Genomic DNA, 13,640 nt, shown 5'->3' on the forward strand with positions numbered 1-13,640 from the left:
CGAGGCCTGGGTGCATGTTCTGCATCGAACCCGCCCAGACGCCCTGCAGCAATCCCCGCCAGTCGCCGAAATACTTCCAGGTCAGAGAATCGGGGCCCAGGGGGACCGGGGCGGCGGTCGGCTCAGTTGAACCGTTCGTGTTCGATTGACTACGCATGTTGTCAGACTAGGATGTGACAACACGTGTAGTCAAGAATTGGGAGTGCCGGACGTGACGTTGGAGGACCGCCGTGAAACCCGGCGGAAGGCACTGCTCAGGGCGGGTGTCGCGCTGCTCGGAGCGCCGGAGGGCCCGGCCGTCAGCGTGCGGGCCGTGTGCCGCGCCGCGTCGCTCACCGAACGGTACTTCTATGAATCCTTCCGCGACCGCGACGAGTTCGTGCGAACCGTGTACGCCGAGGTCGGCAATGAGGCGCAGTCGGCCCTGGTCGCGGCCGTGTCGTCCGCGAATGGCGCCCGAGAGCGCGCCGACGCGGCGGTGAACGCCTTCGTCAAACTCATGGTGGACGATCCTGCGATGGGGCGGGTGCTGTTGCTCGCGCCCCTCTCCGAACCTGCGCTGAGCCGGCGGGGTATCGACCTGATGCCGGTCTTCGTCGGCCTGGTCCGCGATCAACTCTCGGCCGTGGACGACGAGGCGGAGAAGCAACTCGTCGCAACGGGCGTGGTCGGGGCGCTCACCGCGTTGTTCATCGGATATCTCGACGGAACTGTAGCCGCGTCGCGCGCGCAATTCGTCGCCCATTGCGTCACTCTGGTGGTGGAGGCCAACAGGTCCTGCCAGAAGTGAGGTGAGCATGCCGTTTCAGGTGTCGGTTGAGGATGTGACCCGCCCCAGACCCGAGTTTCGGGTGCTCGACCACACGCATTTCCAGCTCACCTCACGGTTCGTCTACGTCCACGGTGACACGGTGGTGGCCGTGCCCCAGTGCCCGGCGGAACGATGTGTTCTGCGCACCGATTTCGCGTCGGTGCCCGCGCCACTGCAGGGCCTGCTCGCTCCCTACGGACGCCAGTTGTTGCCGGCGATCATGCACGACGATCTGTGCACACAGGCACTGGCGCAGGGCCCGGCCGGAATGTCCCTTCGTCGCCGCGCCGACGATTTCTTCAGGCTGGCTCTGCTCGACGAAGGCATCGGACCGTTCCGCAGCCGGGTCTTCTGGGTCGGCGCCGAGGTGGGACGGTTCTGGTCCTTCACACGCTATGCGCGATTCCTGCTCATCGCCCAGCACGTTCTCGGGATGGTGTGCTGGGTGGTGGGGGTGCCGTGGGCGTCGGCAACCGCGCACTACCTGCCGGCCATCGGCTTGCTGGTGCTTCCGGTGCTGCTGTCCATGTTGTGGCGCAGGGATTTTCCGGTCGCGCTGCTCGGGTGCTTTCTCCTGCCCGTCATCGCCCCCACGTATCTGCTGACACTCGCAACGGGTGCGGTGCTGTGGGTTCCGGACGGCCTCGCGTGGCTGTTCGGCCGCAGATGGACCCGCAGGCCGCCGCCGCTGGGCCCGCCGACCACGGTGCTGCGCTAGATGCTGTTGCTGTCGGCCCCGCGTGGTGGCTGGCAATGCGGGCAGACGTTGATCTGCTGCTGTCCGAGATCGTAGCTCTCGATCCGTGTTCCGCATCGTCGGCAACGCTGTCCGGCGCGGCCGTAGACCCAGGGTCGGCGGCGGAGGGAATTGTTCTTGTCCGCCTCGATCATGCGGTGAGCGAGGGCTACCAGTGCGGATAGGTCCGGCACCTCTTCCGCGGGCGTGAACGGGTGGACGCCCCGCAGGAAACACACCTCGTTGCGGTAGACGTTCCCGAGACCCGCGAGATTGCGTTGATCGACCAGCGCGAGACCGATGGGCTGTTCGGCTGCCCGCGCGAGGTTGCGAACGGCTGTGCCGGCATCCCAATCGGGACCGAGCACGTCCGGACCCAGATGTCCCACAGCCGAGTCCTCCGCGTCGCGTGCCAGCACCTCGGTGATCCCGAGTGAGAACCCCACGGCCACAGACTGTTCGGTGGCCAGTACGATCCGTGCCTGATGAGCCGGACGACGCCACTTCGTGGCGGGCGCGTAGAGATGCCAGGCACCTTCCATCTTCAGATGGGTATGGATGGAGTGCTCGCCGACGCGGATCAACAGGTGTTTGCCGCGGCTGACCACCTCGTCGACAATCTGGCCGGACAGATCGACGGTGGCATACTTGGGCACCCGGACGTCGCAAAGAGTCAGGACCTCGCCGGCGAGTGCCTCACGAAGAGCGTTGGCGGTGCGCCAGACGGTATCTCCTTCGGGCATCTCAGGCTCGCAACCGGAATCCGCGCGGAGTGGGAGAGAAGCCGGCCTCGGTGAGTATCGGAGCGAAGTCGCTGCCGTGGATGGTCTCGCCGTCGACCTTTTCCACGACGATCTTGTCTATTCCCCCCCGTTTGACCACGCCGGCGAGCGCACCGGCCGCCGTGCGCAACACGGCAGGGTCATCGGTGAAGGTGAGGACGGTGCGACCTCCGCGCTCCACGAACAGGATCAGTTCACCCTCCACGAGCACCACCAGGCCACCGGCCTTGCGTCCGGGACGGTGGCCGGGCGACTCGGCATCGCCGCGTTTCGGCCACGGAAGTGCTGCGCCATAGGGATTGGCGGGATCGCTCGCGGCGAGCGTGAGTGCGGGCAGCGACGTGTGGCGTCCTTCGAGTGAATCCCCGAAACTCCGGAGCCGGTCCACCACGTGCGGCGTGGAGAACTGGGCTCCGCCCAGACCCTCGACGAAATGCCCCCGGCGGCAATGACCGTTGTCCTCGAATCTTCCCAGGACCTTGTACATCAGCGCGAAGCCACCCGGAATGTTCTCTGTCATCACCGCACCGCGGGTGACCACGCCATAGCGTTCGAGGAGCAGTTCGGCGGTGGCGCTTGCGCGCAGGGTCGCATCGGTTTCAGCGCTGGGCAGCAACGACCAGCGGCCCCCGGCGGTCGGTGGCGCGGTACGTACCGGCACCGCGAGACTCCGGTAGGCGCGGGCGCGGGGCGGTCTTCGGGGCGAACGGTGGCTGGTGGTGGTCCGGGACGTGTCGGAGAGGAGGGCGCGCAGCGGAGCGAGCGTGTCGTTGCCGATGTGCCCGAGCCACACCAGATCCCATAATGCCGTGGCCAGCGCGGTGTCGTCGGACGTTTCGAGGGCGTCGGCGAGTTGCCGGAAGAAGTACGCGCCACCTCCTGACAGTGTGTCGAGGATGCGCTGTTGGAGATCCGAAAGATCCGAGTCCGCGGGCGCGTTCAGGGTCATTGGGGCGGTGTCGACCGGATGAAGGCAGACCCATCCGTCCTTGCCCGAGATCGTGCCCGCGCCGGACCACAACACCTCACCCGTGGAGGTGAGTTCGTCGAGCATGGCAGGGGAGTAGTCGGCCACCCGCGACGGAAGAACGAGCGATTCGAGTGCGGAAGCGGGAACGGGGAATCCGGCGAGTTGCTCCACCACCGCCGCGACACCGTCGATGCCGCGGAGTGTTCCGCCCACGTACTGCCAGGTGGGCAGGAAGCGGCCGAGCGTTGCGGTGCTGACCGGTTCCACTTCCTGCCGCGCCGCAGCCAGTGAACGCCTGCGGAGTCGGCGGAGGACTTCGGCGTCGCACCACTCGCTGCCGGTGGCAGCGGGCCGGAATTCGCCTTCGACCACTCGTTTGTCCAGGGCGAGGCGCTGCAGAACATCGCGCGCCACCGCCGAACCGATCCCGAATCGGCCCGCGGAGTCGGCAAGAGTGAACGGACCGTGCGTGCGTGCGTAGCGGCTGATCAGATCGGCAAGTGGATCGTCGACGGGTTCGATGAACGCGGCCGGGGTGCCGATCGGGAGGGGAACGCCGAGGCCGTCACGTAATCGTGCAGCATCCTCGATCGCCGTCCACCATTGACTGCCCGCGAAGGACACCGAGAGAGCCCGTTTGGCGCGGACGAGTTCCTCGAGCCACGGTGTGGGGTCGTCCGTGGAGCGTTCGAGGACCTCGTCCGTGGTGAGCGGGCCGAGGAAGCGGAGCAGATCGGCGACACCCTCGATGTCGCGTGCCTTGCGATCCGGCACCAGACGCTGCAGTTCGAGTTCGGCCTGAGTGATCACGTCGATGTCGAGAAGTTCGCGCAGCTCCACCCGTCCGAGAAGTTCGGCGAGCAGTGTCGAATCCAGTGAGAGCGCTGCCGCGCGCCGCTCGGCCAGAGGGCTGTCGCCCTCGTACATGAATTCTCCGACATAGTTGAACAGCAGCGCGCCGGCGAAGGGGGACGGCGTCTGCGTCTCCACCTCGACGATCCGGATCTGTCGTCGGGCCAGGCGAACGAACAAGGTCTTCAGGGCGGGGAGGTCGTACACGTCCTGCAGGCATTCACGGACTGTTTCGAGCAGGATCGGGAACGTCGGATACTTGCGGGCGACGTCGAGCAGTTGCGCCGAGCGCTGCCGCTGCTGCCACAGCGGTGCACGCTTGCCCGGGTTCCTTCGCGGCAGGAGCAGTGCGCGGGCGGCGCATTCGCGGAACCGTGAGGCGAAGAGCGCGGAACCGCCCACCTGTTCGGTGACGATGTCCTCGATCTCGTCGCTGTCGAAGGCGAAGAGGTCGGCGCCGGGCGGTGAATCCTCCGTGTCGGGCAGGCGGACGATGATGCCGTCGTCGGAGGCGGTGGCATGGGAATCGAGGCCGTGACGTTCGCTGAGCCGTGAGCTGACAGCGAGCGCCCACGGGGCGTGTACCCGCTGACCGTAGGGGGAGTGGAGGATGAGACGCCAGTCCCCGAGTTCGTCGCGGAATCGCTCGACCACCAGGGTGCGATCGGTGGGGACCTGACCGGTGGCGGCCTTCTGTTCGTTCACGAGCTGGATGAGATTGTTGGTGGCGTTCTCGTCGAGTCCGCCTGTGTGGCAACGCTCCCTCACTCCGGTTTCGTGCCCGAGGGAAATCTCCCGGAGGAACTGGCCGAGTGCCTCGCCGAGTTCGGCGGGACGGCCCAGGCCGTCGCCGTGCCAGAACGGTAACCGGCCGGGCAGGCCGTACGCGGGACTGACCAGCACTCGGTCGAAGGTGATCTCCTCGATCCGCCAGCTGGTGGCCCCGAGCGCGAACACGTCGCCGACCCGTGACTCGTACACCATCTCCTCGTCGAGTTCGCCTACCCGGGACGCCTTTTCGCCCACCATGTACACCGCGAACAATCCGCGGTCGGGGATGGCACCACCCGAGGTGACGGCGAGTCGCTGCGCGCCCGGACGACCCGTGAGGGTATTGGCGTCGCGGTCCCACACCAGGCGGGGACGGAGTTCGGCGAATTCGTCGGACGGGTAGAGGCCGGCGAGGAGATCGAGTGTGCTGTCGAAGGCCGACCGGGGCAGTGTGGCGAACGAACCGCTGCGTCGCACCGTGTCGAACCAGTCGTCGACGTCCAGCGGTTCCAGTGCGGTGGCGGCCACCGTGTGCTGGGCGAGGATGTCGAGGGGGTTGGCGGGAACAGCGAGTGCCTCGATCTTGCCGGTGACCATGCGTTCCACCGTGACCGCGCAGTGGATCAGATCGGTGCGGTGCTTGGGGAACACGACACCTCGCGAGATTTCGCCGACCTGGTGTCCGGCTCGGCCGACCCGCTGGAGACCGCTCGCCACCGACGGCGGCGCTTCCACCTGGACCACGAGATCGACAGCGCCCATGTCGATTCCGAGCTCGAGGCTGCTGGTCGCGACCACGCAACGCAGCCGTCCTGATTTGAGATCGTCCTCGATGAGGGCGCGCTGATCCTTGCTCACCGAGCCGTGGTGTGCGCGAGCGAGCAGCGGTTCGGCGCCGTAATTCACCTCGGACGGGGAGCCGAGCTGGGATGCCGGCTTCGGGTTCTTCTCCACCGCGCCGCCGCCGCGTTCGGCATAGATCTCGTTGAGGCGTGCGGTAAGGCGCTCGGCGAGGCGTCGCGAATTGGCGAAGACGATGGACGAGTGGTGTTCGAGGACGAGATCGACGATCTGCTCCTCGACGTGTGGCCAGATCGAACCGGCCTGTGGCGTCGCCGACGCGGAGCCCCCGGCCGGCTCCGCAAGACCCAGTTCCGTCATGTCCTCGACCGGCACCTGAACGGTGAGATCGAACGTTTTGGGCGACGGCGGTGCCACGATCCGGATGGGAGCCGAGCCGGACAGGAAGCGGGCGACCTCCTCGTGCGGGCGCACGGTGGCGGACAGTCCGATCCGCTGAGCCGGCACGTCGAGGAGCCGGTCGAGACGCTCGAGGGACAGTGCCAGGTGAGCGCCGCGCTTGGTTCCGGCCACCGCATGCACCTCGTCGACGATGACGGTGTCGACCCGGGTCAGCGTTTCGCGCGCGGCGGAGGTGAGCATCAGGAACAACGACTCGGGCGTGGTGATCAGGATGTCGGGCGGATTCTTGATCAGTGCACGGCGATCACCCGCCGGCGTATCACCCGACCGGACGCCCACCGAGATCTCGGGCGGGGTGAGGCCGAGCCGCTTCGCGGTCTGGGTGATCCCGACGAGCGGGGCGCGCAGGTTGCGTTCGACGTCGACACCGAGCGCCTTCAGTGGTGAGATGTAGAGGACCTTGGTCGAGCGGTCCTTCGCCTCGGCGGCGGCCAACTGGTCCAGGGACCACAGAAACGCCGACAGGGTCTTGCCCGAACCGGTCGGGGCCACGACGAGTGTGTTGGTCCCGCTCGCGATCGACTCCCACGCGCCCAGCTGAGCGTCCGTCGGCGCCGGAAAGGCGCCGTCGAACCACTCCCTGGTGGCGGCAGAGAATCTGCCGAGAACATCGGTCACCGTTCCATAGTGCACCGGGGTTGTGACACATGAGGCCACGCGGGGCGGGCCGTGCCCTCCCCACGACGGTCAGCTCGCGCTAGTCGCGGCAGAGACGCTCCAGCAGCGCAGCCTTGATGGCGGGTCTGCCGGCGGCAACCAGAGTGAACGTGGCTTCCCGCATGAGGCGTTCCGCTGTGGTCCCGGCGACGAGGGACGAACTTCCCGTCGCGGTAACCAGTGCGGCGGCAGCCCGTACGGCCAGCTCCGACGCCTGCGCCCGCGCTTCCGCTATTTCGGCGCAACCTTCGAGTGCCGCGTCGAGGTCGAGTCGAGCACGAGAGGCACGTTCCTCGAACGGGTGGGTATCGATCCCGAGTTCGTTCAGCTCGCCGATGACGCGCCGGGTGATGCCCATTGCCATACATCCGTTCATCCACGACCCGAACACTCGAGTCTTGGCGAAATCCTCCGGCGATATGACGGCACTGACCAGATCACCCGGGACGGCGAGGCCGTCGAAACGCAGCCGCACCGTGTTGGAACCGCGGGCGGCGATGAGCGGCAGTGGTTCGGCGGCCAGGCCCTGGAGTGGCTGGGCGGGAATGATGACCTGCACGATGGTGTCGTCGAACTCGTCGCGCGCTGATACCTGCAAAAGATCGACGATGCCCCAGCCCGTCACGAACGGAGCCACGCCGTCCAGTACGTATCCGTCCCCGACGCTCCGCGCCCACAGCGTCGGTGGCACCGGGACAGCGCCGGCGAGCGCGACCCCCGCACGTACGGTGCCGTCGACGAGTCCGTCGAGGTAACGACCCCGAAGCGCGGCGTTGGATGATCCGGCGAGGCCGGCGACCACCCCGTGGTGCTGCATCCAGGTGAAGGCCGTTGCCAGGCAAGCCCCGCACAGTGTTTCCATCACGTCGACGAGCACGGCAGGCGTCACGCCGGGTGCGTCCGGGGCTGCGAGCCCGTAGAACCCGTCAGCGCCGAGAGTTTCGAAATGACTGTCCGGAATCTCGCCGTCGGCATCCACGCTGTCGGCGACCGGAATCAGAACATCCTCGGCGATTTCACGCGCAAGTTCGGCCCAGTTGGTCACGTGCAGAGCGTAGCCGCTCGGCTCGTGACAGCCGGGTCAGGCGACTGGGAGTGTGCGGGTGTGTGATTTGACGGCCTCCCTCAGATCCTCACGAGACAACGTGTACGACCCGCAGGCGCACCGAGCGGGGACGATGTCGTCCTCGAACTTCGTCGTCTCCAGCATGTCGACGTACTCCGAACCGAGCGTGTCACCGTGATGGGCTGTGTCTTCACGGTCGCGTGAGCCGTGCGGTTTCGAACCTCCGCCCGCGACCACGACCGGTCCCTCCGGGGTCTTGTACACGGTGGCCACTCGATGACTGGCGGAGCAGGTGACGCGAACGAGCGCGTGGTCGCTCCTACGGGATCCCAGCGCTTCCACCGCGTTGCGCGCGATCCGCCGGCGGTCGGTTGGTGTGAGGTTGTCAGGGTTCATTTCCCTATTCCACACCCGATCGGCGCCGACCCCAAGAGTCCTTCGTCCATTCGCTCAGCCGAACTCCACACCCTGAGCGAGCGGCAGCTGATCCGAGTAGTTGACCGTGTTGGTGGCCCGGCGCATGTAGGACTTCCAGGCGTCCGATCCGGATTCCCGCCCACCACCGGTCTCTTTCTCGCCGCCGAACGCGCCGCCGATCTCGGCGCCCGATGTCCCGATGTTGACGTTCGCGATTCCGCAGTCGGAGCCGTCGGCAGCGAGGAACAACTCTGCTTCGCGCTGGTCGGCGGTGAAGATCGACGAAGAGAGCCCCTGCGGGACCTCGTTGTGCAACGCGATTGCCTCGTCGAAGCTGTCGTAGGTGAGGACGTAGAGGATCGGGGCGAAGGTCTCCTCCCGGACAATGGACGTCTGTCCGGGCATGCGGACGAGTGCCGGCGAAACGTAGTAGGCGGAGTCGGCGCCGCCGCGACGTTCCCCTCCACAGACCACTGTTCCGCCGTCGGCTCGCGCCTTGTCCAGGGCAGTCTGCATCGACTCGAAGGCCGACCGGTTGACCAACGGCCCCACCAGGATGCCGTCGTCGAATGGATTTCCGACCTTCAGCTGCCCGTATGCCGCCGAAATACGGTGCACCAGTTCGTCCGCGATCGACGAGTGGACGAGGACGCGCCGCAGGGTGGTACACCGCTGCCCCGCGGTACCCGCAGCAGAAAAGACGATTCCCCGCACGGCGAGGTCGAGGTCAGCGGACGGGCCGACGATCGCCGCGTTGTTGCCGCCGAGTTCGAGCAGGCACCGGCCGAAGCGCGTGGCGACGCGTGGTGCAACGGCACGACCCATCCGCACCGAACCCGTTGCACTGACGAGGGCGACACGGGGATCGTCCACCAGGCGCTCACCCACGTCGGTGCCGCCCTGCACCACAGCGTGGATTCCGGGAGGTGCTCCCACGTCGCGTGCTGCCCTCGACAGCAGCGCATCACATGCGAGGGCGGTCAGGGGAGTCCGGTCGGACGGCTTCCATACGACGGTGTCACCGCAGACCAACGCGATGGCGGTGTTCCACGACCACACCGCCACAGGAAAATTGAACGCCGAGATGATGCCCACCACGCCCAGCGGGTGCCACGTTTCCATCAGCCGGTGGCCTGGCCGTTCCGACGCCATGGTCCGGCCGTACAGCTGTCGGGAGAGTCCGACTGCGAATTCACAGATGTCGATCATTTCCTGCACTTCGCCCTGTGCCTCCGACGGAATCTTGCCCGCCTCCAGGGTGACGAGTGTGGCCAGATCCGCTTTGTGTTCCGTCAGGAGCTGTCCGAGTCGACGCACCACCGCGCCGCGTTGCGGGGCCGGTGTGGTCCGCCACTCCACGAACGACGCGTGGGCTGCCGTGATTGCACGGTCGACGTCTTCGGCGCTGCTCACAGCCACCGTGCACAGCTCGCTTCCGGTGATCGGCGTCCGCGCGACCAGTCCGCCGTCTGTTTCGGTGGCGTCGCCGATCTCGGCACCGCACCGCGCGAGAGCGTCCTCCGCTCGTCGACGCAATTCCTCGGGGGCGGGGAGATTCACTTCGTTGTCCTCTCTCGGCATCACACTCGGCTGGGTTAGCCTGCGCTGGTGGTGGAATCTATCCGTGGAGACACATCCCATACTCCTCTCGACGACATCGATCGGATACTGATGCAGGAGTTGGTGGCCGATGGGCGGGCGACGCTGGCGACACTCGCCGACAAGGCCGGGCTATCGGTGTCGGCGGTGCAGTCCAGGGTGCGCAGACTCGAGGCCCGCAACATCATCCGCGGGTACACCGCGAAAATCGACCCGGAGGCACTCGGGCTGGGATTGTCGGCGTTCGTCGCGATCACCCCTCTCGACCCTTCTCAGCCGGACGACGCTCCGAGCCGGTTGCGACACCTGTCCGCGATCGAGGCCTGCCACTCGGTTGCGGGGGAGGAAAGCTATGTCCTGTTGGTTCGTGTCGCCTCTCCCCGGGCGCTCGAACACCTCCTGCAGGAGATACGTGCCACGGCCAACGTGCATACCCGCAGCACCATCATCCTGCAAACATTTTACGACAGATAGACAAAGATACCGTTGTGTTTCCTGCGTATTGGACGCAGTGCAGGAATTCTGCCTTATCATGGCGGAATGAGCACAGCGATCCGATACGCCGGGGAAGGTGGCGCGCTGTCCGCCGGCGAGGTACACGACACATTGCGGCAGCACCTGCTGGTCGATGGATTCGACCTGGTGCTCGACCTCGAACGCTCCCGTGGAGCACACCTCGTCGACCTTCGGGACGGCACCACCTACCTCGACATGTTCGGCTTCTTCGCGTCCTCCGCGCTCGGTATGAACCACCCGGCGCTCGCCGAGGACGACGAGTTCCGGCACGAACTCCTTACCTCCGCACTCAACAAACCCAGCAACTCCGACATCTATACGGTTCCGATGGCACGGTTCGTCCGGACGTTCGCCCGAGTCCTCGGCGACCCCGACCTGCCGCACCTGTTCTTCGTCGACGGCGGTGCCCTCGCCGTCGAGAACGCGCTGAAGGTGGCGTTCGACTGGAAGAGCAGGCTGTGTGAGAGCAGAGGACTCGACCCGGCGCTCGGCACCAAGGTGCTCCATCTGACCGAGGCGTTTCACGGTCGGAGTGGATACACGATGTCGCTCACCAACACCGAACCCGGGAAGGTGGCCCGGTACCCCAAATTCGCGTGGCCGCGCATCGACGCCCCCTATCTCGCCGACGGGCGGGACGTCGAGGAAGACGAGCGTCGTGCGCTGGAGCAGGCCCGGCGAGCGTTCGCCGAGAACCCCTCGGATGTGGCGTGTTTCATCGCCGAACCCATCCAGGGCGAGGGTGGAGACCATCATTTCCGCCCCGAGTTCTTCCAGGCGATGGAAGCCCTGTGCCACGAGAACGATGCACTGTTCGTCTTCGACGAAGTGCAGACGGGATGCGGCATGACCGGAACACCCTGGGCCTACCAGCAGCTCGGGGTGCATCCGGACGTCGTCGCGTTCGGCAAGAAGGTTCAGGTGTGCGGGATCATGGCGGGTGGGCGCGTGGACGAGGTGCCCGATAACGTGTTCGCGGTCAGCTCCCGTATCAACTCCACGTGGGGCGGAAACCTCACCGACATGGTGCGGTCGCGCAGGATCCTGGAGGTGATCGAGGAGGATCGGCTCATCGATCGGGCCCGGCTCACCGGCGCGCACCTGCTCGAACGGCTGCGGCGGCTCGCTCGCGAAGACAGCGAGGTGAGCGAGCCGAGAGGCCGTGGTCTGATGTGCGCGATCACGCTTTCGTCGGCAGACCGCCGCGACCGGGTGGTGGCAGAGCTCCGGGAGCGCGAACGAGTACTGATTCTTCCGACCGGCGAGTGCGGGATCCGATTCCGTCCACCCCTGACGGTCACCACGGCCGAGCTCGACGCCGCCGTGGACGCGCTGACCCGGGTGCTGGGCGGTACCGTCGACGTATGACGTCCATTCCACTCACGTCCGTGCCGAATCTGCGAGACGTCGGTGGCTACCCGACAGAAGACGGCGCGAAGGTGCGCACCGGCGTGTACTACCGATCGACCGATCTCAGTCGTGTCACCGACGTCGATGTTCGGCTGCTCCAAGGCCTCGGTATCAGGACGGTGTACGACCTGCGGACCGCCGGTGAACGTGAGGCCGCACCGGACAAGGTGCCGGCCGGGGCACGCACTGTGGCGTTGGACGTATTGGCAGACAAGGGCATGCGGTCCATACCCGCGCAGATGCTTCAGGTGATCGCCGATCCGATGATTGCCGAGCACGCACTCGGTGGAGGGAAGGCCGTCGAGTACTTCGAGGGCAGCTACCGCGACTTCGTGCTCATGCCCAGCGCGATCGCGTCCTATCGGATGATGTTCGCGGACCTCGCGGAACAGAACACGACCCCCGCCCTTGTGCACTGCACCACGGGCAAGGACCGCACGGGTTGGGCCACGGCTGCTCTGCTGTTACTCCTCGGGGTTCCCGAGGACGACGTCTTCCGCGATTACCTGCTCACCAACGAGCTTCTGCTTCCTACCTTCACCAAGGTGTTCGAGAAGTTCGCCGCGCAGGGCGGTGATCCCGCATTGCTCGAACCGGTGCTGGGTGTCCGACGGCACTACCTGGAGGTGTCGCTTGCCGTCATGCGGGCCGAGTTCGGGACAGTCGAGAACTATTTCACCGCCGGTCTCGGACTGGACATCGGCATTCAGGCCGCGCTGCGCGAGCGCATGATCACCGACTGAACGGCGAGGCCCAAGCCCACGCCGACCATGTCGGCGAGCAGATCCCACACCGACCCGAGTCGTCCGATCGGCAGCACACCCTGCAATACCTCGGTGACCACCGCGAAGCAGGCAAGCCACCCAACGGTCAGCCGGACGGACATGAGTGCATAGCGGGAGGAATACGCCAGCGCACCGAACAGCACGGCGTGGACCACCTTGTCGGCATGCTCAGGACCGGACGGTGTGGCTCCGGCGGGGGAGAGCAGCATGATCAGCGCCAGGACCGTGAGCGCTGCAACCGGAACAGTTCTGATGGTCAACGCCGGACCGTCAAACCCAGCGCGTTCTCTGCGAAGCGTTGCACCGCATCCGATCCGCACGCGAGCGCGGCTTCGTGACCCGGACGGGCCCAACCCCGAAGTGTCGCAGTCTTGCCCGAAGGAGTGAGCCCGACCTCGGCGAGCAGCTCACCGGTGTTCGGTTGGCAGATCGCCCAGGAGTAGTGCTCGTCGTTCAACCACTGTGCCGTGCGTCGGGCCACGTATTCGGCGTCGTCGATTCCCCCGTCCGCGAGTGCGGGCCGATCGTCGACGCGTTCGTCTGCACGAAGACCCCGCAGGTACCAGCCACCGGCATTGACCTCGACAGGATCCACGTCAGCGGTCCCGATCGCGGTCGTCACGGGGGCCGAAGAGGATGGCCCCGGCCGCCGGAATCATCAGGAAGAACAACCAGCTGTTATCGACCGGGACGACGAAGAACAGCACGAGGGCGACGAGCGGGATGACCGCCATCACGATGCGACGCCAGTTGTGGTCGTCGTCGGACTCGGGGGACGTGTTCCCGGCCTTGGCGGACGCATCGGCGGTGGGGGCCGGGAGGTCGGTGAACACGTGGTCGAGTTCACCGCGCGTCATCGCGATCGCGACCGCGCCACTACGCTCGTCGAATTCGGGGAGAGTGAGACGGCCGGCCGCGAAGTGTTCGCTCAACAGGTTCAGAGCCTGCTCACGCTCTGCGGTGCCGATGCGGATCTCGGGAACATCAGACATGGGTACAGACTAC

13 protein-coding genes are annotated in these 13,640 nt (G+C 66.3%); 5 read left to right on the forward strand and 8 right to left on the reverse strand.

Going from position 1 to position 13,640, the window contains the following annotated elements; all coding sequences use genetic code 11:
• The first annotated feature begins 211 nt into the window (after positions 1–211).
• Together WAW17_RS01100 and WAW17_RS01105 are read left to right on the forward strand one after the other, a co-directional pair.
• Complete coding sequence (locus WAW17_RS01100; RefSeq protein WP_422331187.1) at positions 212–790, forward strand: TetR/AcrR family transcriptional regulator; 579 nt, start codon at positions 212–214, stop codon at positions 788–790.
• Between the two features lie 34 nt (positions 791–824).
• Positions 825–1,529, forward strand: a complete 705-nt coding sequence (locus tag WAW17_RS01105; protein ID WP_422331188.1) for a DUF1353 domain-containing protein — start codon at positions 825–827, stop codon at positions 1,527–1,529.
• Here the strand turns inward: WAW17_RS01105 and WAW17_RS01110 are convergent.
• From WAW17_RS01110 to WAW17_RS01130, 5 genes are all read right to left on the reverse strand, one after another.
• Complete coding sequence (locus WAW17_RS01110) at positions 1,526–2,290, reverse strand: DNA-formamidopyrimidine glycosylase family protein (RefSeq protein WP_422331189.1); 765 nt, start codon at positions 2,288–2,290, stop codon at positions 1,526–1,528. The two genes, WAW17_RS01105 and WAW17_RS01110, sit on opposite strands and share 4 nt — an antisense overlap.
• A 1-nt stretch (position 2,291) precedes the next feature.
• Entirely contained in the window at positions 2,292–6,803 is a 4,512-nt protein-coding gene (locus tag WAW17_RS01115) for an ATP-dependent helicase (protein ID WP_422331190.1), read from the reverse strand.
• 79 nt (positions 6,804–6,882) lie between these two features.
• Positions 6,883–7,887: an acyl-CoA dehydrogenase family protein gene (locus WAW17_RS01120; protein WP_422331191.1), complete on the reverse strand. Its 1,005-nt coding sequence runs from the start codon at positions 7,885–7,887 to the stop codon at positions 6,883–6,885.
• Positions 7,888–7,923: 36 nt separating this feature from the next.
• Positions 7,924–8,304 carry a hypothetical protein gene (locus tag WAW17_RS01125; protein ID WP_422331192.1) on the reverse strand — a complete coding sequence of 127 codons (381 nt, stop codon included), beginning with the start codon at positions 8,302–8,304 and terminating at the stop codon, positions 7,924–7,926.
• A gap of 54 nt (positions 8,305–8,358) precedes the next feature.
• Positions 8,359–9,885: an aldehyde dehydrogenase family protein gene (locus tag WAW17_RS01130; protein ID WP_422331193.1), complete on the reverse strand. Its 1,527-nt coding sequence runs from the start codon at positions 9,883–9,885 to the stop codon at positions 8,359–8,361.
• A gap of 48 nt (positions 9,886–9,933) precedes the next feature.
• Between WAW17_RS01130 and WAW17_RS01135 the strand changes: the two genes are divergently transcribed.
• The 3 genes from WAW17_RS01135 to WAW17_RS01145 all read left to right on the forward strand — a co-directional run bounded on the left by WAW17_RS01135 (position 9,934) and on the right by WAW17_RS01145 (position 12,593).
• Entirely contained in the window at positions 9,934–10,398 is a 465-nt protein-coding gene (locus WAW17_RS01135) for an Lrp/AsnC family transcriptional regulator (protein ID WP_422331194.1), read from the forward strand.
• A 66-nt stretch (positions 10,399–10,464) separates the two neighbouring features.
• Positions 10,465–11,808, forward strand: a complete 1,344-nt coding sequence (gene lat / locus WAW17_RS01140; RefSeq protein WP_422331195.1) for an L-lysine 6-transaminase — start codon at positions 10,465–10,467, stop codon at positions 11,806–11,808.
• A complete protein-coding gene (locus tag WAW17_RS01145; RefSeq protein WP_422331196.1) occupies positions 11,805–12,593 on the forward strand; it encodes a tyrosine-protein phosphatase in 789 nt (262 codons plus the stop codon). The genes lat and WAW17_RS01145 overlap by 4 nt, the downstream gene beginning before the upstream one ends.
• Here WAW17_RS01145 and WAW17_RS01150 read toward each other — a convergent pair.
• From WAW17_RS01150 to WAW17_RS01160, 3 genes are read right to left on the reverse strand one after another with little or no spacing between them, the layout of a single operon-like run.
• Positions 12,557–12,895, reverse strand: coding sequence for a VanZ family protein (locus tag WAW17_RS01150; protein ID WP_422331197.1), 339 nt, complete (start codon positions 12,893–12,895; stop codon positions 12,557–12,559). The genes WAW17_RS01145 and WAW17_RS01150 overlap by 37 nt on opposite strands.
• Positions 12,892–13,230, reverse strand: a complete 339-nt coding sequence (locus WAW17_RS01155) for a hypothetical protein (RefSeq protein WP_422331198.1) — start codon at positions 13,228–13,230, stop codon at positions 12,892–12,894. Before WAW17_RS01155 ends, WAW17_RS01150 begins: the two co-directional genes overlap by 4 nt.
• Before the next feature lies 1 nt (position 13,231).
• The gene (locus WAW17_RS01160) at positions 13,232–13,627 is read right to left on the reverse strand and encodes a DUF1707 SHOCT-like domain-containing protein (protein ID WP_422331199.1); all 396 of its coding nucleotides are present in this window, start codon (positions 13,625–13,627) and stop codon (positions 13,232–13,234) included.
• Between the last annotated feature and the right edge of the window lie 13 nt (positions 13,628–13,640).

The sequence above is a fragment of the Rhodococcus sp. (in: high G+C Gram-positive bacteria) genome (genome assembly GCF_049286785.1).
Lineage (GTDB): Bacteria > Actinomycetota > Actinomycetes > Mycobacteriales > Mycobacteriaceae > Rhodococcus_F.

Bases quoted from the DNA above. Each gene is read 5' to 3' on its own strand.
- WAW17_RS01110 (WP_422331189.1), bottom strand. From the start codon at position 2,290: ATGCCCGAAGGAGATACCGTCTGGCGCACCGCCAACGCTCTTCGTGAG.
- WAW17_RS01125 (WP_422331192.1), bottom strand. From the start codon at position 8,304: ATGAACCCTGACAACCTCACACCAACCGACCGCCGGCGGATCGCGCGC.
- lat (WP_422331195.1), top strand. From the start codon at position 10,465: ATGAGCACAGCGATCCGATACGCCGGGGAAGGTGGCGCGCTGTCCGCC.
- WAW17_RS01145 (WP_422331196.1), top strand. From the start codon at position 11,805: ATGACGTCCATTCCACTCACGTCCGTGCCGAATCTGCGAGACGTCGGT.
- WAW17_RS01160 (WP_422331199.1), bottom strand. From the start codon at position 13,627: ATGTCTGATGTTCCCGAGATCCGCATCGGCACCGCAGAGCGTGAGCAG.